We start from the raw sequence: 23,403 nt of genomic DNA, 5'->3' as shown, positions 1-23,403 counted from the left end.
TCAGCGGGTCGGGTAGTTGGGCGCTTCGCGGGTGATCGTCACGTCATGGACGTGGCTTTCCTTCAGCCCCGCGCCGGTGATCTGGACGAAGCGCGCGCGATGGCGGAGGTCGTCGATGGTGCCGGCGCCGGTATAGCCCATCGCCGCCTTGATGCCGCCGACCAGCTGGTGGATGACGTCCTTGGCCGGGCCCTTGAACGCGACCTGGCCCTCGATGCCCTCGGGCACCAACTTGAGCTGATCCTTGATGTCGCCCTGGAAGTAGCGATCGGCCGAGCCGCGGCCCATCGCGCCGACCGAGCCCATGCCGCGGTACGATTTGTAAGCGCGGCCCTGGTAGAGGAACGTATCACCCGGCGCTTCCTCGGTGCCGGCAAGCAGCGAGCCGATCATGCAGGTGGAGGCGCCGGCGGCGAGCGCCTTGGCGAGATCGCCAGAGGTGCGCAGACCGCCATCGGCGATCACCGGCACGCCGGCCTTGTGGCCTTCCTCGGCGCAATCCATCACCGCGGTGAGCTGCGGCACGCCGACGCCGGCGACGACGCGGGTGGTGCAGATCGACCCCGGGCCGATGCCGACCTTGATGCCGTCTGCCCCGGCACCGATCAGCGCCTTCGTGGCCTCGCCGGTGGCGACATTGCCCGCGACCACCTGGACCGAATTGCTGAGCTTCTTGACCCGCTCGACGGCGCGAGCGACGTCGCGATTGTGGCCATGGGCAGTGTCGATCACGATCAGATCGCATTCGGCGTCGACCAGCGCCTCGGTGCGTTCGAAGCCCTTGTCGCCCACCGTGGTCGCGGCGGCGACGCGCAGGCGACCGGCGGCATCCTTGGTCGCCTCGGGGTACATCACCGCCTTCTCGATGTCCTTGACGGTGATCAGGCCGACGCAGCGATACGCGTCGTCGACCACCAGCAGCTTCTCGATGCGGCGCTGGTGGAGCAGGCGGCGCGCCTCCTCCTGACCGACGTCGGTGGAGACGGTGGCGAGATTGTCGCGGGTCATCAGCTCGGCGACCGGCTGACGCGGGTTGCCGGCGAAGCGGACGTCGCGGTTGGTGAGGATGCCGACCAGCTTGCCGTCGGCCTCGACCACCGGGATGCCGCTGATGCGGTTGGCCGCCATCAGCGCCTGCGCTTCGGCGAGCGTCGCCGATGGCGCGATGGTGATCGGGTTGACGACCATGCCCGATTCGAAGCGCTTGACCTGGCGTACCGCGGCGACCTGTTCCTCGACCGTGAGGTTGCGATGAAGCACGCCGATGCCGCCGAGCTGGGCCATGACGATGGCCATCTGCGACTCGGTCACCGTGTCCATCGCCGATGACAGCACCGGGATGTTGAGCGCGATCCCCTTGGTTACGCGGGTGCGGGTGTCGGCCATGCTCGGCACGATGTCGGATTCACCCGGCACGAGCAGGACGTCGTCGAAGGTGAGGCCGAGCCGGATATCCAAGATGCCAATCCTTGCGGGAAGGGAAGAAGTGGCGGGCCATGTAAACGCGTAGGGCCCAATTAGCTAGGGGGTGCCGAGCGCCTCCAGGTGCGCTGCAACATAGGCCGTCACCTCGCCCACCAGCGACCCGCCGAACCGCGGGTTGATCTCGAGCAGCCGGACCGCGCCGTCTTCCAATTTGTAGTTGAAGCAGCAGGTTCCCTCGAAGCCCGTCGCCTCGAGCACCGCAACGCAGGCGTCATAGGCAGCGCCCGGGTCCGCGGGGGTAATCGTCGCCGCAGCATCGGCATGGCCGCGGACGGCGAGCGGCTGGGCCATGTCGTAGCAATAAGCGACATAGAAGCGGATGCGGCCGTTCACGCGGAGCAGGTGGAGGACATATTCGAGCGGGCCTTCCACCGCGCGCTGACGGAACACGTCGGGATCGTCGAGGCCGTCGTCCTCGCCCGGGCCGCGGATCATCCGGCAGCCGAAGCCGAAATCGCCCTGCCGGGTCTTGCGGATGTAGGGAAAGACGTCAGGCGCTGGGCCCAGCAGCTCGGGGACGAGGCTGTCGAAGCCCCGCTCGATCAGCCAGTGGTTGAGCGCGAGCTTGTCGTCGCACAATGCGACCAGCGCCGGCGTCGGCAGCACGGCCCGGCCGAGCGCAGCGGCGGGGCGAGCCGGCTCGATCTGGGCGACGCGCAGCGGCACGACGAGGTCGAACCAGGCAAGGTCGACCGCATCGAATGGCGCGAAGCTCGCTTCGAACCGCTCGTGATCGAGATAGCGGGCGATCGCCGGCATCTGGGTGGGATGGTTGCCGAACAGGATGCGGGGAATGGCCATGGCCCCGGCATGCCCCGGCGCGAGGCTGCGTGCCAGCACTTAGACGCCGTGCTCGGACCGCAGGCATGGGGATGCGCCGCGCCGTGATCGACCATTTCAGCCGTGCCAAACTGCTTCTATGCTCCGCCGCAGGGCCGCCCCGGGGACTCGGGCGGCTGGGGAGGAATCATGGGTATCACCATTGCCGCCATCGCGCTTGCGCTGGTGCTCTTCTATCTGATGACCAGCATCAAGATCGTTCGCCAAGGCTATCAATATACGATCGAGCATTTCGGCCGCTACACCGCGACAGCGGCACCGGGGTTCAACTTCTACCCGGCGTTCTTCTACCGGGTCGGCCGCAAGGTGAACATGATGGAGCAGGTGATCGATATCCCCGGCCAGGAGATCATCACCAAGGACAATGCGATGATCTCCACCGACGGCGTGGTGTTCTTCCAGGTGCTTGATGCGCCCAAGGCCGCCTATGAGGTGTCGGATCTCTATGTGGCGCTGCTCCAGCTCACCACCACCAATTTGCGCACGGTGATGGGGTCGATGGACCTCGACGAGACGCTGTCCAAGCGCGACGAGATCAACGCGCGGCTGCTCTCGGTGGTGGATCATGCGACCACGCCCTGGGGCGTCAAGATCACCCGGGTCGAGATCAAGGACATCCGCCCGCCTGCCGACATCGTCAACGCGATGGGCCGGCAGATGAAGGCCGAGCGCGAGAAGCGCGCCAACATCCTTGACGCCGAGGGCGCGCGCGCCGGCGAGATCCTGCGCGCCGAGGGGCAGAAGCAGGCGCGGATCCTCGAGGCGGAAGGACGTCGCGAATCGGCCTATCGCGATTCGGAAGCCCGCGAGCGCGCCGCGGAGGCCGAGGCGAAGGCGACCCGCGTCGTCTCCGACGCGATCGCCAATGGCGGCATCCAGGCGATCAACTATTTCATCGCCCAGAAATATGTCGAGGCGGTCGGCAAGTTCGCAACCAGCCCCAACGCCAAGACCATTCTGTTCCCGGTCGAAGCGACACAGCTGATCGGTACGCTCGGCGGGATCGGCGAGCTCGCCAAGGAAGCGCTCGGCAAGAGCGATACGCCCGCGCCCGCCAAGCCAGAGGCGAAACGGGGGCCGTTCGAGCTGCCGCAGCCGTGACGCTGGAGACGATCGGCGGCCTGGCGGGCGCGTGGCTGATCGCCGCGCTGCTGCTCGGCATCGCCGAGCTGCTGATCCCCGGCGTGTTCGCGATCTTCCTCGCGATCGCCGCGGCAATCACCGGCGTGGCGCTGCTCGCCCTCCCCGCGCTGCCGCCCGCTGCGCAGCTCGCGAGCTTCGCGGTGTGGAGCGTGGTGACGGTGCTGATCGGGCGGCGCTGGTACCTCGACTATCCGGTGCCGAGCAGCGACGCCCGGCTCAACGATCGCGCGGCGCGGCTGATCGGCGATGTCGTGGTGGTCGAAACCGGTATCGAGGGCGGCAGCGGCCGGGTGCGCGTGGGCGATGGCAGCTGGCCGGCGCGCGGCCGCGATGCCGTGGTCGGCGAGCGTGTGCGCATTGCCGCGGTCGAGGGTGGCGTGCTGCTGGTCGAACCGGTCCCGCCACACGACGCGCCCGACAGTTGAGCCTGACGCTGCTTTGCCCTACCGACGGACCATGGTGGCCAGGCTTTCTCCTGCATGACGGCGACGATCGCGCTGGTCGACGATGACCGCAACATCCTCACCTCGGTCTCGATCGCGCTCCAGACCGAAGGGTTTGCGACCCGCGTCTATTCGGATGGCGAGACCGCGCTGAAGGCGCTGACCGACAACCCACCCGATCTCGCGATTTTCGACATCAAGATGCCACGGATGGATGGCCTCGAGCTGCTGCGCCGGCTGCGCGAAAAAAGCCAGATCCCGGTGATCTTCCTCACCAGCAAGGACGACGAGCTCGACGAGGCGCTCGGGCTGGCGATGGGCGCGGACGATTATATCGCCAAGCCGTTCAGCCAGCGGCTGCTGATCGCGCGGATCAAGGCGATCCTGCGCCGCACCGAGCTGGTCCACGCCACCGGCGACGCCGAGACCGAGAGCGCCGGTCCGCTCACCCGCGGCCGGCTGACGATGGACCCGGCCCGCCATCGCAGCGCCTGGGCGGGCGAGCCGGTGACGCTCACCGTCACCGAATTCCTGATCCTCGAGACGCTGGCGCAACGTCCCGGCATCGTGAAGACCCGCAACCAGCTGATGGACGCGGCCTATCAGGATGACATTTATGTCGACGACCGGACCATCGACAGCCACATCAAGCGGCTAAGGCGCAAGTTCCGCCAGGTCGATCCCGAGTTCGACGCGATCGAAACATTGTATGGCGCCGGATATCGCTTCTCCGAGGAATGAGCCGCGGGAGGGCGACGGTCGCGATCTCGCCCTGCGCTGGTCGGGGCAGATCTCGCTCACCCGGCGCATTCTCGCGGTCAACATCTTCGCCCTGCTGCTGCTAGCCGGCGGCTTCTTCTATCTCGATTCCTACCGCAGCCGGATCGTCGACGGGCGGATCACCCAGGCGTCGCGCGAGGCGCGGCTGATCGGCGAATCACTGGCTATGGTCGGCCCCAAGCAGCGCGCGGCGCTGATCCTGCGGCTGGCCGACGACACCGGCGCGCGGATCCGCGTCTTCGATACCGGCGGCCGTGCGCTGGTCGACAGCCGGACCCTCGGGATACGTAACTTCCAGCTGCTCGATCCCGACAAGCAGGGGTGGGACCAGAGCGCCGCGCGCTTCCTCGATGCCGGGATCGACACCATCGTCGGCGCAGCCCGCGCGCCGCTCTATCGTGAGCGCCGCGACGGCCGGCACTGGCCCGATGTCGAGACCGCGCGAGACCGCCATGTCGTCGTTACAAGCGTGTGGCGCGCGCCGGACCGCACGCCGGTGATCACCGCCGCGGCGCCGCTGCCGGGCAACGCCGTGGTGATGACCACCACCAACGCGCGCGACATCACCCAGACGGTGCGGATCGAGCGGTTCCGGCTCAGCCTGGTGCTGTTGCTGGTGACGGTGGTGTCGGTGTTGCTGTCGCTGTTCCTGGCTCGCACCATCGTGCGCCCGCTCAGGCGACTGGCGCGCGCGGCGGTGCGGGTACGGCTCGGTCGCGCACGCGAAGTGGTGGTGCCGCGGCTGCCGTCACGGCGTGACGAGATCGGCTCGCTGGCGCGTGCGCTGTCCGACATGAGTCTTGCGCTGCGCGCGCGGATCGATGCCACCGAGGCGTTCGCCGCCGATGTCACCCATGAGATGAAGAACCCTCTCGCCTCGCTGCGCTCCGCCGTCGAGGGACTCGGGCGGGTCAAGGACCCGGGGTTGCAGGCGCAATTGCTCGAGGTGGTGCGCGATGACGTCCATCGGCTCGATCGGCTGATCACCGACATTTCCGAAGCCTCGCGGCTCGACGCGCAGCTCAGCCGCGCCAAGTTCGAGCCGGTCGATGTCGTTCAGCTGGTTGCCGGTCTTGTCGAGCAGCGCGTGCAGCGCGGCGTCGAGCGCGAGGTGCGGCTGCGCTTTGATCATGGCGAGGGCCCGTTCATCGTCCAGGGCGAAGGCGCGCGTCTGGAGCGGGTGTTCGACAATCTGATCGACAACGCCCTCTCCTTCTCGCCCGACGGCGGGCTGATCGCGATCGCGGCGACGCGAGCCCAGGGCGAGCTGGTGGTGCGGGTGGAGGACGAGGGGCCCGGCGTGCCCGAGGACGCACGCGAGGCGATCTTCCAGCGCTTCCAGTCGGTGCGGCCATCGAGCGAGGCATTCGGTCAGCATTCCGGGCTCGGCCTGGCCATTGCGCGAACCATCGTCGAGGCGCATCAGGGCGCCATCGCCGTCGAATCGCGCGAGGACCGATTGGCGGGGGCCCGGTTCGTCATTCGCCTGCCGCTTGCGCAAGGGCATTGAACCGGGGACTTATGGCAATCATCTCCTCCGAAACCCTGCACGCCACCAGCGTCGCGATCGCCGGCCAGGCGGTGCTGCTCGAAGGCCCCTCCGGCATCGGCAAATCCGATCTCGGCCTGCGGCTGATCGATCGCGGCGCGGTGCTGATCAGCGACGATTACACCCTGCTGGTGCGCAGCGGCGATGGCCTGATCGCGCGCGCACCGGGCACTATCCGTGGGCAGATCGAGGTGCGCGGGATCGGCATCGTCACCATGCCCTATGTCGAGGACGTGCCGGTCGCGCTGCTCGTCCGCCTCGGCGGCGAAATCATCCGCATGCCCGAGCGGCGCAGCCGGCGGATCGCCGGCATCGCGATGCGCGAGATCGGCTTCCCGCCGTTCGAGGCCTCCACCCCGATCAAGATCGAATGGGCATTGCGCCAGCCCGAAGCAACGCCGGCATGACCCGCAACAAGGACATCCTGCTCGTCACCGGCATGTCCGGCGCCGGCAAGTCGACGGTGCTCAAGACGCTGGAGGATCTCGGTTGGGAGGTGGTCGACAACCTGCCGCTGATGCTGCTCAACCGGCTGCTCGATGCGCCACCGAGCGAGGGCGGCGGTGACGCGTCGCAACCGCTGGCGCTGGGGATCGGCGCGCGCACCCGCGACTTCGATCCAGCCAAGATCGTCGAGCGGATCCGCGCGCTACGCGATGGCCACCGCCTCGACATCGGCATGCTCTTCCTCGATTGCGCGGGCAGTGAGCTCGAGCGACGCTATTCCGAGACGCGCCGGCGCCACCCGCTGGCGCCCGATCGTCCGGCGAGCGACGGCATCGCCCGCGAACGCGAGCTGCTGCGCCCGTTGCGCGACTGGTCGAACCGGTTGATCGACACCACCGATCTTACCGCCAATTCGCTCGCGCAGCAGATCCGGTCGACCTTTGCAAGCAATGCAGAGGACGGGCCCGTCCTGTCGGTGACGTCGTTCGGCTTTTCGCGCGGTCTGCCACGCAACGCCGACTTGGTCTTCGACATGCGCTTCCTGCGCAATCCACACTGGGATCCGGCGCTGCGCCCCGGCACCGGGCTCGACGCCGATGTCGCCGCTTATGTGCAGGCCGATCCCGCCTATGAGGCGGCGATGCAGCAGATCGAGGGGCTGCTAGAGTTGCTGCTTCCGCGCTACCGCGCCGAGGGAAAATCGTACGTTACCGTGGCGATCGGCTGTACCGGAGGGAGACACCGCTCGGTCCATGTCGCCGAGCGCATCGCCAGCCGGTTGCGCGCGGCGGGATTTTCGCCCACGATCAACCACCGCGACCTGGGGGCCGCACCGCAAGACTCGCTCGAGGGGTCGCCGGCCAGCAAATGAGTGAAACAGCGTCTGACATGATTGGTCTTGTTCTGGTGACGCATGGGCGGCTCGCCGAAGAGTTCGTCACCGCGATGATCCATGTCGTCGGCCCGCAGGAGCGGGTCGCGACGATCTCGATCGGCCCCGACGACGACATGGAAGAGCGCCGCGCAGACATCGCCGCGGCAATCGCCTCGGTCGACGCGGGGCGTGGGGTGATCGTGCTCACCGACCTGTTCGGCGGCACCCCGTCAAACCTCGCCATCTCGCTGATGCAGCGTGGCCAAGTCGAGGTGATCGCGGGGATGAACCTGCCGATGCTGATCCGGCTCGGCTCGGCGCGCAAGTCGATGAAGGTGGTCGACGCGGTCGCCGCGGCTCGTGAAGCGGGACGCAAATACATTTCGGTGGCGTCGGAAGTGCTCGGCGAGGCGGCGGCGTGAGCGACGTCACGCGGCGGGTGCTGATTACCAACAAGCGCGGGTTGCACGCGCGTGCCAGCGCCAAGTTCGTCACCCTCGCCTCCACCCAGCCGGTCGAGGTCAAGGTGAGCAAGGATGACGGCGCGGTCACCGGCACCTCGATCATGGGGCTGATGATGCTCGGAGCGGCGATGGGCGACGAGATCACGATCAGCGCGACGGGCGACGGCGCCGAGACGGCGGTGGGGGCGTTGTGCGAGCTGGTCGAGGCCAAGTTCGGCGAGGATTGATCCGGCGTCTGCCGCCCTGCCTTCCGCTCTCGGCGCCACTTGGCTAGGGGCAAGCGATGCCCCGTGAGATCACCGCCTTTTCAAATCCGCTCGTCAAGCACGTCCGCGACCTGCGCGACAAGCGCCACCGTCGCGAGGCGCGGCAGTTCCTCGCCGAGGGGCTGCGGATCCTCACCGAGGCGCACGACACCGGCCGCCTGCCCCGCACCCTGTTCTACGCCGCGGCGAGCGCCGACCATCCGCTGGTCCATGCGCTGTCGATCGATGTCGAGGCCAATGGCGGCCAGTCGATCCAGACCACACCGGACATCCTCTCCAAGCTGTCGGGCAAGGACAATCCGCAGGCGGTAGTCGGCGTGTTCGACGAGTTTGAGGTCACCCTCGCCGACCTCGACCGGCACAGTGCCGGCATCTGGCTGGTTGCCGAGCGGCTGCGCGACCCGGGCAATCTCGGCACCATCCTGCGCACCGGCGATGCGGTCGGCGCGGGCGGGCTGATCCTGATCGGCGAATCGGTCGATCATTTCTCGGTCGAGGCGGTGCGCGCGAGCATGGGGGCGTTGTTCACCGTGCCGGTGGTGCGCAGCGGCTGGGAGGCGTTCCTCGGCTGGCTGCGCGAGGGGCCGGGGCAGCTGGTGGGGCTGAGCCTCGACACCAGCCACGACTATCGCACCGCCCGCTATGCCGCGCCGACCTTCCTCCTCACCGGCAACGAGGCGCAGGGCATGCCCGCGGACTATGCCGATGCCTGCGACCTCCTGGTCAAGATCCCGATGCACGGCAAGGCCGACAGCCTCAATGCGGCGGTTGCGACCGCGGTGATGGCCTATGAGGTGCTCGCGCAGCAGCGCGGCTGACCGTCACGCCGCGGCGTCGGGCAGCACCTCGAGCTTGGTGAGCGGACGGACCGCCTGTTCGCCGAGCGGCAGCGGCTCGATCGACTTGCCGCCGGTATCGATGTTGAGCGCCTCAAACCGCTTGGCGCTGGTGAGCACCTGGCTTTCGAGGCTGCCGACGAACGAGTTGTAGGCCCCCATCGCGGTATCGAGGTTCTTGCCGAGCCGCGCGACATGGCCGCCCATCACCACCAGCCGCTGGTACAGCTCCTTGCCAAGCGTGCCGATCTCGCGCGCCTCCTTGGCGAGCTTCTCCTGGCGCCATACCGCCGAGACGGTGCGGGCGATGGCGATGAGGTTGGTCGGTGTCGCGAGCAGCACGCGCTTGTCGAACGCGAAGTCCCACAGCGTCGGATCATGTTCGAGCGCGGCGGAGAGGAAATGCTCGCCGGGAACGAACATCACGACATATTCGGGCGAATCCTCGAACTGCTGCCAGTAGCTCTTATTGCCGAGGCCGTTGACGTGCGCGCGCATCGAGGCGGCATGGGCGACCAGCCCGGCGAGCCGCTCGCTGTCGTCGACCGCGCCGAACGCGTCCTGATAGGCGTTGAGCGAGACCTTGGCGTCGATGATCAGCGACTTGCCGCCGGGGACGCGAACGATCGCGTCGGGGCGCAGGCGACCACCCTCGCCGTCCGAGACGCTGACCTCCATCGCGAAATCGGTGTGCTCGGCAAGCCCGCAGGTCTCGAGCACGTTGCGCAGCTGCTGCTCGCCCCAGCGGCCGCGTGCCTTGGGGGCGTTGCGTAGCGCGTTGACCAGCTTGGCGGCCTCGCCCGATACCCGCTCCTGGCCGAGCCGCATCTGCTCGATCTGGCCCTTGAGGTCGCCGAACGCATCGCGCCGCTCGGCCTCGACCTTGGCGACGCCTTCTTCGTAGCGGAGCAGGCGATCGTTGACCGGCTGGAGCATCGACTTGAGGTTCTGGCCGGCGAGCTCCTCGGATTGCTTGAAGCGGGCATCGGCGCGCTCGAGGAACGCCTTTTGCGCATCGCTCAACAACTTGTTGGCGACGTCGCCAAATTGCGCGGCCATCACCTCCTTGGCCTCGCGCAGCTCGATCAGCCGCGCCTCGAACGCCTCGCCCTGCGCCTTGAGCGTCGCGTAATCGGTGCGCAGCGCGTCGCGATCGGCGCGGGTGGCGTCGAGATCGACGCGCAGCCGATCGGCGACCTGGGCGCGCTCGGCATTCTGGGCGCGCAGGCTCGCGACCTCGCGCATTGCCTCGTTGCGTTCGCGCTCCACCGCGTCACGGGCCTGACGGGCGAGATCGGCGTCGCCGGCGCGGGTTTGGGCGACCGCGAGATCGGCGGCGAGCGTGCCGTTGCGGCGGCTGGCGAGCAGCCAGCCGACCAGCAGGCCGGCGACCGCGGCGAGGATGGCGACGATGATCAACTGGCCCACTTCAATCCCCAAACTTGTCTAACTTCGCGCATATCGCACTTGGTGCACGGCGCCGGCCGAGGCGGAGTCCTGCCACCGGCGGTGAGGAACATAGATCGAACGTGGTGTGTAGGACAGGGGGAATTTGGGGGTGGCGCCGCGGGCTTAGCGGTGGGCGTCGCCCCTCGTCATCATACCAGCAGAGGCTGGCATCTCCCTGGGACGGCGATGTGCCTGGCCTCGAGGAGACCCTGGCCTTCGCTGGGGTGACGGAATTTATTGGCTGACGGTGTTCAAGGGGCGCGCGGCCGCCCCCGATCACCCGGCTTTGCGGGTTTTTGCGAGCTTCTTCAGCAGCATGTCGCGCTTCAACCGGCTGACGTGATCGATGAACAGAACGCCGTTGAGATGGTCGATCTCGTGCTGCATGCAGGTTGCGAGCAGGCCGTCGAGTTCGCGCTCGTGCGCCTCGCCCTGCTCGTCCAGCCACTTCACGCGGCAGCGGGCGGGCCGTGATACCTCGGCATATTGCTCGGGGATCGACAGGCAGCCTTCATTGTAGGTGGAGGTCTCGTCGCTGAGCTCGAGGATCTCGGGATTGATATAAGCGTGGGGGTCGCGGATCGGCTTTTCGTCCTCGCCCTGCTCTTCCTGCAGATCGATCACGAGGATGCGCTGATCGATGCCGACCTGGATCGCAGCGAGGCCGATGCCATGGGCGTCGTACATGGTGTCGATCATGTCGGCGACGATCGCACGCGTGGCGTCGGTGACGGCCTCGACGGGCTTGGAGACGACACGAAGACGCGCGTCGGGGACTTCGACGATGGGGAGAACGGCCATGGCCGTTCAGCTAGGATGTGGGCCGAAGGTCGTCAAGCGAGCGGGGATTGGTGAACGCTCGCCTGTCCGGCCGTTCAGGCACCGTTGATAGACCCAGTCCGACACCGGCCCGGTTTCTCGACGTCGCTCGAGCGGAACGGAGGGGGCAAGCGACGGACCTGGCCGGCTAGCTCGGCTGCGGCGGGCGCTTGCCCTTGGTGCGGCTGGTGAGATGGAAGCGTTGGCAGCGGTCGCATCGGTAGGGGCGCAGCGGATAAGCGGCCGCGCGGGCGACGATCAGCGCATCCGCCGCGGTCGCATAGCGCTGTTTGCGGGCGCAGATGCTGAGGCGCGTACGCATCGTGAAGCTTTCGCCATCGTGATCAATCGCGGGAGCCTAGCCTCTCTGCCCGTCCTGCTGAACTTGTTTCAGCATCCAGGGCCTGCACATCGCCCGCGCTTGCCGGCAGTGACGGGCCATGGATGCTGAAACGAGTTGAGGATGACGAGTGTGGCGGCGGACCGGTCAGCCGCTCGCCGCCTTCCTCGCCGCGTGGCCATCGGAACGGACACGCTCCAGCGCCTCGGCTTCGATCTTGGCGAGCTCGGCGATGGTCTGGTCGAGCGCGATGCGGTGCTGCTCGAACTCGACGATGCGCTCGCGGCAGCGCGCGGCGAGCGCGCGCATCTGTTCGAGGTGCTGCGGATCGGCATCGTAGAGGTCGAGGAACTCCTCGATGTCCTTGAGCGAAAAGCCGAGCCGCTTGCCGCGCAGGATGAGCTGCATGCGCGCGACCTCGCGGCGGCGATACACCCGCGTGGTGCCGATCCGGCACGGCTCGATCAGCCCCTTGTCCTCGTAGAAGCGCAGCGTCCGCGGCGTGACGCCGAGAAAATCGGCGACCTCCTGGATGCCCTTCAGATCGGCGCCCTCGTCCATAGCCTGCCCTTCCCCCACGCCGTTTATGACGCCGCCTTGGCGAGTTCTTCCTCGACCAGCTCCTTCTTGGACAGCTTGCCGATCAACGTCTTGGGCAGGCTGTCGCGGATCTCGATCTCGCGCGGAAGCTCGATCTTGCTGATCTTGTCGCGGAGGAAGTCACGCAGGCTGTCGGGCGTGGCGGCATCGGGCGACGACAAGGTGACGAACGCCTTGGGGCTTTGCCCCCGATATTTGTCGGGCACACCGATCACCACCACCTCGACCACCGCCGGGTGCTCGTACAGCGCTTCCTCGATGATCCGCGGATAGACGTTGTAGCCACCGCACAGGATCATGTCCTTGATCCGGTCGACCAGGAACAGATAGCCGTCGGCGTCGAGATAGCCGACATCGCCGGTGCGCAGCGCGCCATCGACAAATGCCGCATCGGTCTCGTCGGGCTTCAGCCAATAGCCCTGCATCACCTGGGGGCCGCGCGCGCAGATCTCGCCCTTCTCGCCGGCGGGCATGATCCGGGTGGGATCCTCGCGATCGCGGATCTCGATGGTGGTGCCGGGGAACGGCAGCCCGGCCGAGCCCTTCTTGTTGATCCCCTCGAACGGGTTGCAGGTGATGATTGGCGAAGCTTCCGACAGGCCATAGCCCTCGACCAGCTTGGCGCCAGTAAAGGTCTCGAACGCTTGGCGGACCTCCTGCGGCAGCGGTGCGCCGCCCGAAATGCACACCTTGATCGAGGAGAGATCGAGCGTCTGCTTCTCGGCGACGCCGTTCAGCGCATTGTAGATGGTCGGCACCGCGGGGAAATAGGTCGGCCGGGTACGCTTCAGCGTGGCGAGCAGCTGCTTGAGATCGAAGCGCGGCAGCAGGATCATCTCGGCGCCGGTGCGCATTGCGAAATTGAGCACGTTGGTGAGCGCGAAGACGTGGAACAGCGGCAGCACACCGAGCACGCGATCCTGCTCGTCGCTCTCGCCACCGACATGAATCACCATCGCATCAGTGTTGGCGACAAGATTGGCGTGGCTGAGCATCGCCGCCTTGGGCAGCCCGGTGGTGCCGCCGGTATATTGAAGCACGGCGACATCGTCGGGCGCGACCGTGACCGGCGCAGGCTTGCCGTCATTGGCGAGCAAGGCGGTGAAGGGCAGATGCACCGCGTCGCGCGGCGGATGCGCAATCTCGCGGCGCTTGACGATGCGATAGGCGAAGCGCTTGAGCGGCGGCAACACATCGGCGATTGGGCAAGTAACGACATGGCGCAAGCCATTATCTGCCGCGGCCTTGACCACGCGGGCGTGGATCTCGGCGATGTCGCAGGTGAGGATGATCTCGGCGCCCGAGTCGGCGAGCAGATGGTTGAGTTCACGCTCGACATAGAGCGGGTTGACGTTGACGACGATGCCGCCCGCCGCGAGCGTCGCGAAATAGGCGATCGGATAATAAGGCGTGTTGGGCAGGCATAGCGCGACGCGGGTGCCCGGCTTGACGCCGAGATCCTGCAGCCCGCGGGTGGCATGGAGGACCGCCTCGCCCAATTGGCCATAGCTGGTGATGCTGCCCATGAAGTCGATCGCGGGGCGATCGGCGAACCTGCTCACCGAGTCGGCGAGCAGATCGCCGAGCAACCGCGGCCGCGACGGCAAGGGCACGCCGACCTTGATCGCCAGCGGTGCCGTAGCGTCGGTGGCCGCATCGACCGCTAAATTCGTGAGGTTTTCCACCGTGAAGGTGGGGCTGGTGCCGGCCGGTGCGGCGTCATCCATCGCCGGACGCTGGTCACCCATGACGGTTGCCGATCATGCTCGATCCTCTCCATTATCACCGGGCATATTGTCGGCGGCCCGGCCTTGACGTATTGGGAAACTATCGCACCTATACGGTAGCCCGCAAGGCCTAGTGGTCACGGGCGGTCAGTTGAGAGAGGATTTCATGACCAACGTCGTCATCGCCGGCTACGCCCGCTCGCCCTTCCACCTTGCGGGCAAGGGCGATCTCGCCCGGGTCCGCCCCGACGATCTCGCCGCGCAGGTGATTCGCGGGCTGCTCGACAAGACCAAGGTGGATCCGGCGGCGATCGAGGACATCATCCTCGGCTGCGCCTTTCCCGAGGGCGAACAGGGCCTCAACGTCGCGCGGATGATCGGCCTGCTCGCCGACCTGCCGCTGTCGGTGGGCGGCATGACGGTGAACCGCTTCTGCGGCTCGTCGATGAGCGCGATCCACATCGCGATGGGCCAGATCCAGCTCGGCGCCGGCGAGGCGTTCATCTGCGCCGGTCTCGAATCGATGAGCCGGGTGCCGATGGGCGGCTACAATCCCCTGCCCAGCCCGGTGCTCGCGAAGAAGAATGCCGGCGCCTATATGGGCATGGGCGACACCGCCGAGAATGTCGCGACCAAATATCAGATCACCCGCGGCGAACAGGATGCGTTCGCGGTAAAGAGTCAGCAGAAGGCCGCCGCCGCGCGCGAGTTGGGCCGGCTGACCGACGAGATCGTACCGATCACCACCAAGACCGGCACCGTCATTCAGGATGGCACGATCCGCCCCGACACCAATGTCGAGGCGCTCGGCGCGTTGAAGCCGGCGTTCAGCCTCGACGGGTCGGTGACCGCGGGCACCTCGTCGCCGCTGACCGACGGCGCATCGGCGGTGCTGGTGACCTCCGAGGATTTTGCGGTGAAGCACGGCCTCACCATCCTTGCCCGGATCAAGTCGATCGGCATCTCGGGAATCGAGCCCGAGACGATGGGCCTCGGGCCGATCAGCGCGTCGAAGAAGGCGCTCGAGCGCGCCGGGCTGACGGTAGCCGATCTCGACGTGGTCGAGATCAACGAGGCGTTCGCGAGCCAGGCGATTGCCTGCATCCGCGACCTCGGCCTCAAGGACGAGACGATCAACATCGACGGCGGCGCGATCGCGATCGGCCATCCGCTCGGCGCCACCGGTGCGCGGATCGTCGGCAAGGCGGCGGCGCTGCTCGAGCGCGAGGGCGGCCGCTATGCGCTCGCCACGCAGTGCATCGGTGGCGGCCAGGGCATCGCCACGGTGCTGGAGCGCGCATAACATGAGCGATCCCATCAAAAAGGTGTGCGTGATCGGGGCCGGCGTGATGGGCGCCGGCATCGCCGCGCAGGTCGCCAATGCCGGCATCCCGGTGCTGCTGCTCGATATCGTCGCCAAGGAGGGTGACGATCGCGACGCGGTGGCCAAGGGTGCGGTCGCCAAGATGCTCAAGACCCAGCCGGCGCCGTTCATGTCCAAAGGCGCGGCGAAGCTGGTCGAGACCGGCAACATCGACGACCATCTGGCGCGCGTTGCTGAATGCGACTGGATCGTCGAGGCGATCGTCGAGCGGCTCGACATCAAGCAGGCGCTCTACGCCAAGCTCGAGGCGCTCAAGCGGCCGGGCACCGCGGTGTCCTCGAACACCTCGACGATCCCCCTGGGTCATCTGGTGGAAGGGCGATCGGACCAGTTCAAGGCCGATTTCCTGATCACCCATTTCTTCAATCCGCCGCGCTACATGCGGCTGATCGAGATCGTCCGTGGCGCGCACACCGATGCGGCGGTGGCCGAGCGGGTCGAGGATTTCGTCGACCGGTTCATGGGCAAGCGTATCGTCCGCGCCAAGGACACGCCAGGCTTCATCGCCAACCGGATCGGCACCTATTGGCTGGCGGTTGCGATCAACGCGGCGATTGATCAGGGGCTGACGATCGAGGAGGCCGACCAGATCGGCGGCCGGCCGATGGGCGTGCCCAAGACCGGAATCTTCGGGCTGATCGACCTGGTCGGCGTCGATCTGATGCCGCTGCTCGCCAAGAGCCTGTCCTCCACCCTGCCGCAGGGCGACCCCTATTTCGAGACGGTGCGGCCGCTGCCGCTGGTCGATCGGATGATCGCCGAGGGCTTCACCGGCCGCAAGGGCAAGGGCGGCTTCTACCGACTCGATCGGGGCGCCGATGGCAGCAAGACCAAGCTGTCGCTCGACCTCGCCACCGGCGAGTATCGTCCCGAGAAGAAGCCCGAGCGGCTCGCGTCGGCCGCCGAGAAGAACCTCGCCGCGCTGGTCGCCGCGCCGGGCAAGACCGGCGCCTATGCCTGGGAGATCCTCGGCAAGGTGCTCAGCTATGCGGCGATGCTGGTCGGCGAGGCGGCGGACGATGTCGTCGCGATCGATGACGCGATGAAGCTTGGCTATAACTGGAAGTTCGGGCCGTTCGAGCTGATCGACCAATTGGGGCCGGGCAAGCTCGCCGGGCGGCTCGCGGCCGAGGGACGCGCGGTGCCGGCGATCCTGGCAACCGCGGGTGAGCGGCCGTTCTACCGGATCGAGAGTGGCAAGCGCCAGTTCCTCGGGCTCGACGGCGAGTATCGCGACGTGGTGCGCAGCGCCGGCGTGGTGCTGCTCGAGGACATTAAGCGCGGGGCGGAGCCGCTGCTCAAGAACGGCTCGGCGGCGCTATGGGATGTCGGCGACGGTGTCGTCGCGCTGGAATTCACCGCCAAGATGAACGCGCTCGACGAGGCTGTCATCCAGCTGATCCAGAAGGCGATCCCGCTGGTGAAGGCGCAGTATAAGGCGCTGGTGGTCTATAACGAGGGCTCGAACTTTTCGGCGGGCGCCAACCTCGGGCTCGCCATGTTTGCGGTCAACATCGCCGCCTGGGGCGAGGTCGACAAGCTGATCGCGGGTGGCCAGGCGGCCTATAAAGCGCTGAAGTACGCGCCTTTCCCGGTGGTCGCGGCGCCGGCGGGGATGGCGCTGGGCGGAGGGTGCGAGATCCTGCTCCATGCCGATGCGATCCAGGCGCATGCCGAAAGCTACATCGGGCTGGTCGAGGCCGGCGTCGGGCTGGTGCCCGGCTGGGGCGGCCATGGCGAGATGATCGACCGCTTCGTCAAGTCGCCGCTGATGCCCAAGGGGCCGATGCCGGCGGTGGCCAAGGCGTTCGAGCTGATCTCGACCGCGCAGGTCAGCAAATCCGCCGCCGAGGCCAAGGAGATGGGCTTCCTGCGCCCTGCCGACGGCATCACCATGAACCGCGACCGGCTGCTCGCGGACGCCAAGGCCAAGGCATTGTCGTTGGTCGACGGCTATGCGGCGCCCGAAAAGCCGACCTTCCGCCTGCCGGGCGAGAGCGGCCGCGTCGGCATCGCCGGGGTGGTACGCGACTTCCGCAAGAAGGGCATCGCCACCGCTTACGACGAAGTGGTCGCCGAGCGGCTGGCGCAGGTGCTGACCGGGGGCGAGGCCGATCTGGTCGACACCGTCACCGAGGACCAGCTGCTCAAGCTCGAGCGGCAGGCGTTCATGGCGTCGGTCAAGGACAGCCGCACCCAGGCGCGGGTCGAGCATATGCTCGAGACCGGCAAGCCGCTTCGGAACTGATCGGACCCGCCTCCCCATCCGTTCGTGCTCAGCCCGTCGAAGCACGATGAGTCTCATGCCCTTCGACAGGCTCAGGGCGAACGGTGGTCGGGCGACCGCATACGAGGACTGACTGAGATGCAAGTCTATACCGCCCCTTTGCGCGACATGCGCTTCGTGCTCCACGAACTGTTCGCGGACGACCAGTTCGCCGGCCTGCCCGCGCATGCCGAGTTCACCCCCGACCTGCTCGACGCGGTGCTCGAGGAAGCCGCGCGGATGGCGCAGGATATCCTGCTGCCGCTCAACGCCAGCGGCGATCTGGAGGGCTGCACCCTCGAGAATGGCGTGGTGCGCACGCCAACGGGCTTCAAGGCCGCCTATGACCAGTTTCGCGAGGGCGGCTGGGCGGCACTCGCCTCGCCACCGGAATGGGGTGGTCAAGGCCTGCCCGAGACGGTCAACAAGCTGGTCGAGGAGATGATCTGCGCGACCAATCTGTCGTTCAGCCTCTACCCCGGCCTTACCCATGGCGCGACGACGGCGATCGAGGGCCATGCCTCCGAAGACATCAAGCAGGCCTATCTGCCCAAGATGGTGAGCGGCGAATGGGCGGGGACGATGTGCCTCACCGAATCGCATTGCGGCACCGATCTTGGCCTGCTGCGCACCAAGGCGGTGCCGCAGGACGACGGCAGCTACCTGGTCGACGGCGCCAAGATCTTCATCTCGTCGGGCGACCATGATCTCACCGACAACGTCATCCACCTGGTGCTCGCGCGGCTACCCGACGCGGCCAAGGGCGTACGCGGGATCAGCCTGTTCGTGGTGCCGAAATATCTGTCCAACGACGATGGCTCGGTCGGCGCGTCGAACGGCGTCTCGGTCGCCGGGCTCGAGCACAAGATGGGGCTCAAGGGCTCGGCGACCTGCCAGATGGTGTTCGAGGGCTCGCGCGGCTGGCTGGTCGGCGAGGCGGGCAAGGGCCTCGCCGCGATGTTCACGATGATGAACACCGAGCGGGTGTCGGTCGGCATCCAGGGCCTCGGCATCAACGAGATCGCCTATCAATCGGCGGTCGCCTACGCCAAGGACCGCCTCCAGGGCCGTGCGCTCGGCGGGGCCGCCCGCCCCGAGCTCGCCGCCGACCCGATCATCGTCCATCCCGACGTGCGGCGCAGCCTGATGACGATGCGCGTCTATGCCGAAGGCTGCCGCGCGCTCGGCCAATGGGCGGCGTTGGCGCTCGATGCCGAGAAGCACGCCGACGATCCCGAGCTCAAGGCGCGCGCCGCGGACTTCGTCGCGCTCGTCACGCCGGTGGTGAAGGCGCTGTTCACCGATCTCGCCTTCGAGGCGGCGAACCACGGCGTCCAGGTCCACGGCGGCCATGGCTATATCCGCGAGTCCGGGGTGGAGCAGTTCGTGCGCGATGCACGCATCACCCAGATCTACGAGGGCACCAACGGCATCCAGGCGCTCGACCTGGTCGGGCGCAAGATGCCCGCGCACATGGGCCGCCAGCTCCGGCCGTTCTTCCATGCGGTGTCCAACCTGGTCGAGGAGATGACCGGTGATCCGGCGGTGATGCAGGACAAGGCACTGGGCGCCTTCACCGGCGGGCTGCAGCAGGCGTTCGGCGCGCTGCAGCTGTCGACCGGCATGATCGCGCAGAAGGGCATGAAGGATCCCGAGGAGGCCGGTGCCGCGGCGACCGACTATCTGCGGCTGATGGGGCTGGTCGGGATGGGTTATTGCTTCCTCAAGGCGGCGCGGATCGCCACCGCTAAGCTCGCCAGCGGCGACACCGAGGCGGATTTCTACAAAGCCAAGCTCGCCACTGCCGGCTTTTTCTTCGATCGCGTGCTGCCTCAGGCGACCGCGGCGTTCCTGGCGATCAAGTCGGGCAAGCGATCGACCATGGCGCTGCCGATCGAGGCATTCTGATCGTCATCCTGGGCCGAGCCCGGGACGACGGAGGGGTTGACACCACAGCCCGGCCAAGTAGGGGCGAACTACTTACGTATACGGCAAGTGGTTCGCCCTTACGGCGCCAGGCTGACGTAACAATGATAATCGGTGACCGCACGAATGCGGCGCCACGATAACCAACTCGCCCGTCACGGACGGCGGGCATAGTGGAGAGGAGCGTATATGTCCCTGTTGCTGCTGGGCGCCTTGCTGGCGGGCCTCGCCCCCGCCCCTGCCCCGTCTAACGACACCGCGATCGGCACCTGGAAGACCGAGACCCGCAACGGCGTGGTCGAGATCCAGCGCTGCGGCCCGTCGATCTGCGGCCGCCTCGTCACCTCCGAGCTGCTGCGCACCAATCCGGGGCTCAAGGACATCAAGAACGCCGAGCCGAGCCTGCGCAACCGGCCGCTCAAGGGTCTGATGATCATCAGCGGCTTCACCGCGGGCAACGGCGAGTGGACCGGCGGCAAGATCTACAATGCCGATGACGGCAAGACCTACACCGCCAAGGTGACGCCGATCGACAGCGATCATCTCAAGATCCGCGGCTGCGTGTTCTTCCCGCTCTGCAAGACCCAGACCTGGACCCGCGTGCGCTGAGGCGCGCGCGCCCTTTTCCATTCCTTCAATCGTCAGGACGATCCTTCATGTCTTTCCGCACCAAGGCCCCGCTGCTCGCTTCCGCCCTCATCGGCTCGTTCGCCTTTGCCGGCGTCGCTCATGCCCAGGCCTTCTACCTGCAGGAGCAGTCGGCGCGCGGTGCCGGCCGTGCCTTCTCGGGTGAAGGCGCCGATACCGGCCCGCAGTCGCTGTGGTGGAACCCCGCGGCGATCGCCGGCATGGATCACGCCGAGGCGGCGATCAACGCATCGGCGATCCTGCCGCGCGGCAAGGTGGTGGACAATGGCACGGTGATCGCGCGCCCGGGCCAGGCAGCGGCAGCGGTCGGCGGCAACGCCGTGTCGAAGAACCCGATCAACAACGGCGTGCTGCCCTCGGGCGCGATCGCGGTGCCGTTCGGCGACCGCGTCGCGGTCGGCCTGGCGGTGACCTCGCCGTACAGCTTCACCACCGACTATGAGGCGAACAGCTGGGCGCGCTACAGCGCCGATCGCACCAAGCTGCAGACCATCGACATCCAGCCCTCGATCGCCGTCGCGGTGACCGACTGGCTGCGCGTCGGCGGCGGCGCCAATGTCGAGCATGTCTATGCCAGCCTCGGCAACGCCCTGCCCAACCTCAGCCCGCTGCTGCCCGACGGCAGCCAGAAGCTGGAAGGCGACGGCTGGGATCTCGGCTGGACCGCGGGCATGCAGATGCACAACAGCTGGGCGACGGTCGGCGTCAGCTACAAGTCGCGCATCGAGCACACGCTGAAGGGCGACCTCACCATCGCCGGGCTGCTCGGCCCGCTGGCGGGCCAGAACACCACATTGTCGGGCATCGAGGCGAGCTTCTACACGCCCGCGCAGACCATCGTCGCCGGCCGCATCAAGGCGACCAACGCGCTGACGCTCAACGCCCAGGCGGTGCGCTATAACTGGAGCAAGTTCGAGGCGATCCAGCTCGGCGCGCCGCTCAACACCGCGCTGCCCGAGAATTATCGCGACAGCTGGAGCCTCGCCGGTGGTCTCGACTATGCCGTGTCGCCGCGGGTGACGCTGCGCACCGGCGTGCAGCATGCCACCACCCCGACGCAGAATGGCCTGCGCGATGCGCGCGTGCCCGATGCCAATCGCTGGAACTACGCGGTCGGCGGCACCTTCGATCTCACCAGCCACATCGGCATCGATCTTGCCGCCAATTACATCGACTTCGACAATGCCTCGATCGATCGCCTGAGCGCCGCTTATGTCGGCACCGCGGCGCAGACGGTGGTGCGGACCAACGGCACGCTCGAAGACGCGCATGCGTTCGTGTTCTCGGCCGGCGCTCACATGCGCTTCTGATCGACCAGTCAACACTTGCTCCGCCACGCGGCCATCGCGCCGACGTGGCGGAGCAAGGGTCGAAATGTCAGCCAATCACACCTATATAGCGGGCGTCGGACGCCTGCGGCAGACGGGATGCGGCACGGGAGGGGTCTGAGACCCGCCACGAAAGTCGAACACGCTCCCATGCAATTCCATCTTCCCGCCGCCCTCGACCCCCGCATCCTGCTGCGGCCGAGGCGGCGGGGGATCGCCTCGGTCAACGCCGAGGTGCGCGACGGCATCGTGCCGGCGGGCAACGACATCGCGCAGACCACCGACCATCCCGACGAGCCGGCGCCTGGCGCCAATTATCGCACCGTCGCGCTGATCATCGCCTGCGCGATGTTCATGGAAAATCTCGACGCCACCGTGCTCGCCACCGCGCTGCCGACGATGGCGCGCGATTTCGGCGTGCGCGCGCCCGAGATGAGCATCGCGCTCACCTCCTATCTGCTCGCGCTCGCGATCTTCATCCCGGCCTCGGGCACGATGGCGGACCGGTTCGGCGCGCGGCCGGTGTTCCGCGCCGCGATCGCCTTGTTCATGCTCGGCTCGCTCGCCTGTGGCCTCGCACCGACGCTGCCGCTGATGGTGCTCGCACGCTTCGTGCAGGGCATCGGCGGCGCGATGATGATGCCGGTCGGGCGGCTGGTGCTGCTGCGCTCGGTCGCGAAACGCGACATGGTCTCGGCGATGTCGTGGCTGATCATGCCGGCGCTAATCGGGCCGATCGTCGGCCCGCCAGTCGGCGGGTTCATCGTCACCTATCTCGACTGGCGCTGGATCTTCTGGCTCAACCTGCCGATCGGGCTCGCCGGCATCGTGCTGGTCGGCCGGTTCATCGCCGACATCCGCGAGGATGTCGTCCATCCGTTCGACCTGCCGGGGTTCCTGCTGTCGGGCGTGGCGCTCGGCGGCCTGCTGTCGGGCTTCGAGATGGCGAGCCGCTCCGGCGAGGGCGGGTTGGCAGCAGCGCTGATCGGCGGCGGGGCGCTGGTGGGCGCGCTCTACCTGCGCCACGCCAAGCGCTCGGCGCATCCGATCCTCGACGTATCGCTGATGCGGGTGCCCTCGTTCAGCCTGTCGGTGATCGGCGGCTCGCTGACCCGCATCACCCAGGGCGCGCAGCCCTTTCTGCTGCCGCTGATGATGCAATTGGGCTTCGGCCTCAGCGCCGCGCACAGCGGGCTGATGACGGTCGGCACCGCGATCGGCTCGTTCGGGATGAAGGGCATGGCGCGGCGGATCCTGCGCCGGTTCGGCTTCCGCAACAGCCTGGTGGTGATGGGACTGCTCGGCACCGCCGCTTATGCCTGCTGCGGGCTGTTCCGCCCCGGCTGGCCGCTGCCCGCCGTGTTCGCGGTTATGGTGGTCTCGGGCTTCCTGATGTCGTTCCAGTTCACCGCCTACAACACCATCGCCTATGACGAGATCGGCAAGGAGCGGATGAGCGTCGCCACCAGTTTCTATTCGACCTTCCAGCAGCTGATGCTGTCGCTCGGCATCTGCATCGGCGCGACCGCGCTGCATGCGTCAATGAGCTTGGCGGGCCGGACCGTGCCGGCCTTTGCCGACTTCTCGGCGGCATTCTGGGCGGTGACTGCGATCTCGCTGCTGGCGGTGCTGGTCAACGTGCGGTTCGACGCGCAGGCGGGGGCGGAAATGAGCGGACGCCGCTGACGGCGGGAGGAACGCGTTCGTGACAAGTTGGTCACGGAGCCAACTTGTTCATCGCTCGTTCCACTGTTCAACGGTACAAGCGGCTCAGTTCGCCGCATTCGCC

Annotated in this window: 22 protein-coding genes; 15 read left to right on the top strand and 7 right to left on the bottom strand. The window is 67.3% G+C overall.

The genetic code is table 11. The features are described from left to right. Together guaB and AC07M8_RS10965 are read right to left on the bottom strand one after the other, a co-directional pair. Positions 1–1,458, bottom strand: a complete 1,458-nt coding sequence (gene guaB, locus AC07M8_RS10970) for an IMP dehydrogenase (RefSeq protein WP_495174382.1) — start codon at positions 1,456–1,458, stop codon at positions 1–3. A 63-nt stretch (positions 1,459–1,521) separates the two neighbouring features. Further along, the gene (locus AC07M8_RS10965; protein WP_495174381.1) at positions 1,522–2,286 is read right to left on the bottom strand and encodes an ATP-grasp domain-containing protein; all 765 of its coding nucleotides are present in this window, start codon (positions 2,284–2,286) and stop codon (positions 1,522–1,524) included. Between the two features lie 168 nt (positions 2,287–2,454). Between AC07M8_RS10965 and AC07M8_RS10960 the strand changes: the two genes are divergently transcribed. Genes AC07M8_RS10960 through AC07M8_RS10920 form a run of 9 tightly spaced genes read left to right on the top strand, consistent with a single transcriptional unit; the run spans position 2,455 to position 9,109 of the window. Beyond that, entirely contained in the window at positions 2,455–3,426 is a 972-nt protein-coding gene (locus AC07M8_RS10960) for an SPFH domain-containing protein (protein WP_495174380.1), read from the top strand. Beyond that, positions 3,423–3,893, top strand: a complete 471-nt coding sequence (locus AC07M8_RS10955; RefSeq protein WP_495174379.1) for an NfeD family protein — start codon at positions 3,423–3,425, stop codon at positions 3,891–3,893. The genes AC07M8_RS10960 and AC07M8_RS10955 overlap by 4 nt, the downstream gene beginning before the upstream one ends. 54 nt (positions 3,894–3,947) lie before the next feature. Beyond that, a complete protein-coding gene (locus tag AC07M8_RS10950; RefSeq protein WP_267393029.1) occupies positions 3,948–4,652 on the top strand; it encodes a response regulator transcription factor in 705 nt (234 codons plus the stop codon). Then, positions 4,621–6,201 carry a sensor histidine kinase gene (locus AC07M8_RS10945; RefSeq protein WP_495174378.1) on the top strand — a complete coding sequence of 527 codons (1,581 nt, stop codon included), beginning with the start codon at positions 4,621–4,623 and terminating at the stop codon, positions 6,199–6,201. Before AC07M8_RS10950 ends, AC07M8_RS10945 begins: the two co-directional genes overlap by 32 nt. A gap of 11 nt (positions 6,202–6,212) precedes the next feature. Then, on the top strand, positions 6,213–6,647 hold the full coding sequence (locus tag AC07M8_RS10940) for an HPr kinase/phosphorylase (RefSeq protein ID WP_495174377.1): 435 nt from the start codon (positions 6,213–6,215) through the stop codon (positions 6,645–6,647). After that, entirely contained in the window at positions 6,644–7,558 is a 915-nt protein-coding gene (gene rapZ, locus AC07M8_RS10935) for an RNase adapter RapZ (protein ID WP_495174376.1), read from the top strand. The genes AC07M8_RS10940 and rapZ overlap by 4 nt, the downstream gene beginning before the upstream one ends. A 17-nt stretch (positions 7,559–7,575) precedes the next feature. Beyond that, positions 7,576–7,983: a PTS sugar transporter subunit IIA gene (locus tag AC07M8_RS10930; protein ID WP_495174375.1), complete on the top strand. Its 408-nt coding sequence runs from the start codon at positions 7,576–7,578 to the stop codon at positions 7,981–7,983. Continuing rightward, positions 7,980–8,252 (top strand): HPr family phosphocarrier protein, encoded by a 273-nt coding sequence (locus AC07M8_RS10925; RefSeq protein ID WP_495174374.1) that lies wholly within the window; start codon positions 7,980–7,982, stop codon positions 8,250–8,252. The genes AC07M8_RS10930 and AC07M8_RS10925 overlap by 4 nt, the downstream gene beginning before the upstream one ends. A gap of 56 nt (positions 8,253–8,308) precedes the next feature. Next, positions 8,309–9,109, top strand: coding sequence for a TrmH family RNA methyltransferase (locus AC07M8_RS10920; protein WP_495174373.1), 801 nt, complete (start codon positions 8,309–8,311; stop codon positions 9,107–9,109). A gap of 3 nt (positions 9,110–9,112) precedes the next feature. Here the strand turns inward: AC07M8_RS10920 and AC07M8_RS10915 are convergent, their stop codons facing one another. The 5 genes from AC07M8_RS10915 to AC07M8_RS10895 all read right to left on the bottom strand — a co-directional run bounded on the left by AC07M8_RS10915 (position 9,113) and on the right by AC07M8_RS10895 (position 14,083). Beyond that, a complete protein-coding gene (locus AC07M8_RS10915) occupies positions 9,113–10,555 on the bottom strand; it encodes a DNA recombination protein RmuC (RefSeq protein WP_495174372.1) in 1,443 nt (480 codons plus the stop codon). 297 nt (positions 10,556–10,852) lie between these two features. Next, positions 10,853–11,377, bottom strand: coding sequence for a peptide deformylase (def, locus tag AC07M8_RS10910; RefSeq protein ID WP_495174371.1), 525 nt, complete (start codon positions 11,375–11,377; stop codon positions 10,853–10,855). Between the two features lie 166 nt (positions 11,378–11,543). Beyond that, positions 11,544–11,717 (bottom strand): hypothetical protein, encoded by a 174-nt coding sequence (locus AC07M8_RS10905; protein ID WP_495174370.1) that lies wholly within the window; start codon positions 11,715–11,717, stop codon positions 11,544–11,546. Between the two features lie 165 nt (positions 11,718–11,882). Beyond that, positions 11,883–12,296 carry a MerR family transcriptional regulator gene (locus AC07M8_RS10900; RefSeq protein ID WP_495174369.1) on the bottom strand — a complete coding sequence of 138 codons (414 nt, stop codon included), beginning with the start codon at positions 12,294–12,296 and terminating at the stop codon, positions 11,883–11,885. 23 nt (positions 12,297–12,319) lie between these two features. Next, positions 12,320–14,083: a long-chain-fatty-acid--CoA ligase gene (locus AC07M8_RS10895; RefSeq protein WP_495174368.1), complete on the bottom strand. Its 1,764-nt coding sequence runs from the start codon at positions 14,081–14,083 to the stop codon at positions 12,320–12,322. Positions 14,084–14,228: 145 nt separating this feature from the next. Here AC07M8_RS10895 and AC07M8_RS10890 point away from each other — a divergent pair, with 145 nt between their 5' ends. The 6 genes from AC07M8_RS10890 (at position 14,229) to AC07M8_RS10865 (ending at position 23,300) form a co-directional block, all read left to right on the top strand. After that, a complete protein-coding gene (locus AC07M8_RS10890) occupies positions 14,229–15,365 on the top strand; it encodes a thiolase family protein (RefSeq protein ID WP_495174367.1) in 1,137 nt (378 codons plus the stop codon). A gap of 1 nt (position 15,366) precedes the next feature. Next, positions 15,367–17,694, top strand: a complete 2,328-nt coding sequence (locus tag AC07M8_RS10885; RefSeq protein WP_495174366.1) for a 3-hydroxyacyl-CoA dehydrogenase/enoyl-CoA hydratase family protein — start codon at positions 15,367–15,369, stop codon at positions 17,692–17,694. Positions 17,695–17,811: 117 nt separating this feature from the next. Then, positions 17,812–19,620 carry an acyl-CoA dehydrogenase C-terminal domain-containing protein gene (locus tag AC07M8_RS10880; RefSeq protein WP_495174365.1) on the top strand — a complete coding sequence of 603 codons (1,809 nt, stop codon included), beginning with the start codon at positions 17,812–17,814 and terminating at the stop codon, positions 19,618–19,620. 207 nt (positions 19,621–19,827) lie between these two features. Continuing rightward, a complete protein-coding gene (locus AC07M8_RS10875) occupies positions 19,828–20,247 on the top strand; it encodes a DUF2147 domain-containing protein (protein ID WP_495174364.1) in 420 nt (139 codons plus the stop codon). Between the two features lie 47 nt (positions 20,248–20,294). Continuing rightward, a complete protein-coding gene (locus tag AC07M8_RS10870; protein ID WP_495174363.1) occupies positions 20,295–21,596 on the top strand; it encodes an OmpP1/FadL family transporter in 1,302 nt (433 codons plus the stop codon). A gap of 168 nt (positions 21,597–21,764) precedes the next feature. Then, positions 21,765–23,300 (top strand): MFS transporter, encoded by a 1,536-nt coding sequence (locus AC07M8_RS10865; protein ID WP_495174362.1) that lies wholly within the window; start codon positions 21,765–21,767, stop codon positions 23,298–23,300. Positions 23,301–23,403 lie beyond the last annotated feature (103 nt).

The sequence above is a fragment of the Sphingomonas sp. GW821-FHT09E03 genome (assembly GCF_059416225.1).
Note: the sequence above shows the minus strand (reverse complement) of the source record. Positions and strands in the feature narration are given on the sequence as shown.

Coding starts and splice junctions, on each gene's coding strand:
- AC07M8_RS10920 (WP_495174373.1), top strand. CDS start 8,309: ATGCCCCGTGAGATCACCGCCTTTTCAAATCCGCTCGTCAAGCACGTC.
- rapZ (WP_495174376.1), top strand. CDS start 6,644: ATGACCCGCAACAAGGACATCCTGCTCGTCACCGGCATGTCCGGCGCC.
- AC07M8_RS10880 (WP_495174365.1), top strand. CDS start 17,812: ATGCAAGTCTATACCGCCCCTTTGCGCGACATGCGCTTCGTGCTCCAC.
- AC07M8_RS10905 (WP_495174370.1), bottom strand. CDS start 11,717: ATGCGTACGCGCCTCAGCATCTGCGCCCGCAAACAGCGCTATGCGACC.
- AC07M8_RS10945 (WP_495174378.1), top strand. CDS start 4,621: ATGGCGCCGGATATCGCTTCTCCGAGGAATGAGCCGCGGGAGGGCGAC.
- AC07M8_RS10900 (WP_495174369.1), bottom strand. CDS start 12,296: ATGGACGAGGGCGCCGATCTGAAGGGCATCCAGGAGGTCGCCGATTTT.
- AC07M8_RS10965 (WP_495174381.1), bottom strand. CDS start 2,286: ATGGCCATTCCCCGCATCCTGTTCGGCAACCATCCCACCCAGATGCCG.
- def (WP_495174371.1), bottom strand. CDS start 11,377: ATGGCCGTTCTCCCCATCGTCGAAGTCCCCGACGCGCGTCTTCGTGTC.
- AC07M8_RS10960 (WP_495174380.1), top strand. CDS start 2,455: ATGGGTATCACCATTGCCGCCATCGCGCTTGCGCTGGTGCTCTTCTAT.
- AC07M8_RS10875 (WP_495174364.1), top strand. CDS start 19,828: ATGTCCCTGTTGCTGCTGGGCGCCTTGCTGGCGGGCCTCGCCCCCGCC.
- AC07M8_RS10950 (WP_267393029.1), top strand. CDS start 3,948: ATGACGGCGACGATCGCGCTGGTCGACGATGACCGCAACATCCTCACC.
- AC07M8_RS10890 (WP_495174367.1), top strand. CDS start 14,229: ATGACCAACGTCGTCATCGCCGGCTACGCCCGCTCGCCCTTCCACCTT.
- AC07M8_RS10930 (WP_495174375.1), top strand. CDS start 7,576: ATGATTGGTCTTGTTCTGGTGACGCATGGGCGGCTCGCCGAAGAGTTC.
- AC07M8_RS10940 (WP_495174377.1), top strand. CDS start 6,213: ATGGCAATCATCTCCTCCGAAACCCTGCACGCCACCAGCGTCGCGATC.
- AC07M8_RS10885 (WP_495174366.1), top strand. CDS start 15,367: ATGAGCGATCCCATCAAAAAGGTGTGCGTGATCGGGGCCGGCGTGATG.
- AC07M8_RS10870 (WP_495174363.1), top strand. CDS start 20,295: ATGTCTTTCCGCACCAAGGCCCCGCTGCTCGCTTCCGCCCTCATCGGC.
- AC07M8_RS10895 (WP_495174368.1), bottom strand. CDS start 14,083: ATGGGTGACCAGCGTCCGGCGATGGATGACGCCGCACCGGCCGGCACC.
- AC07M8_RS10865 (WP_495174362.1), top strand. CDS start 21,765: ATGCAATTCCATCTTCCCGCCGCCCTCGACCCCCGCATCCTGCTGCGG.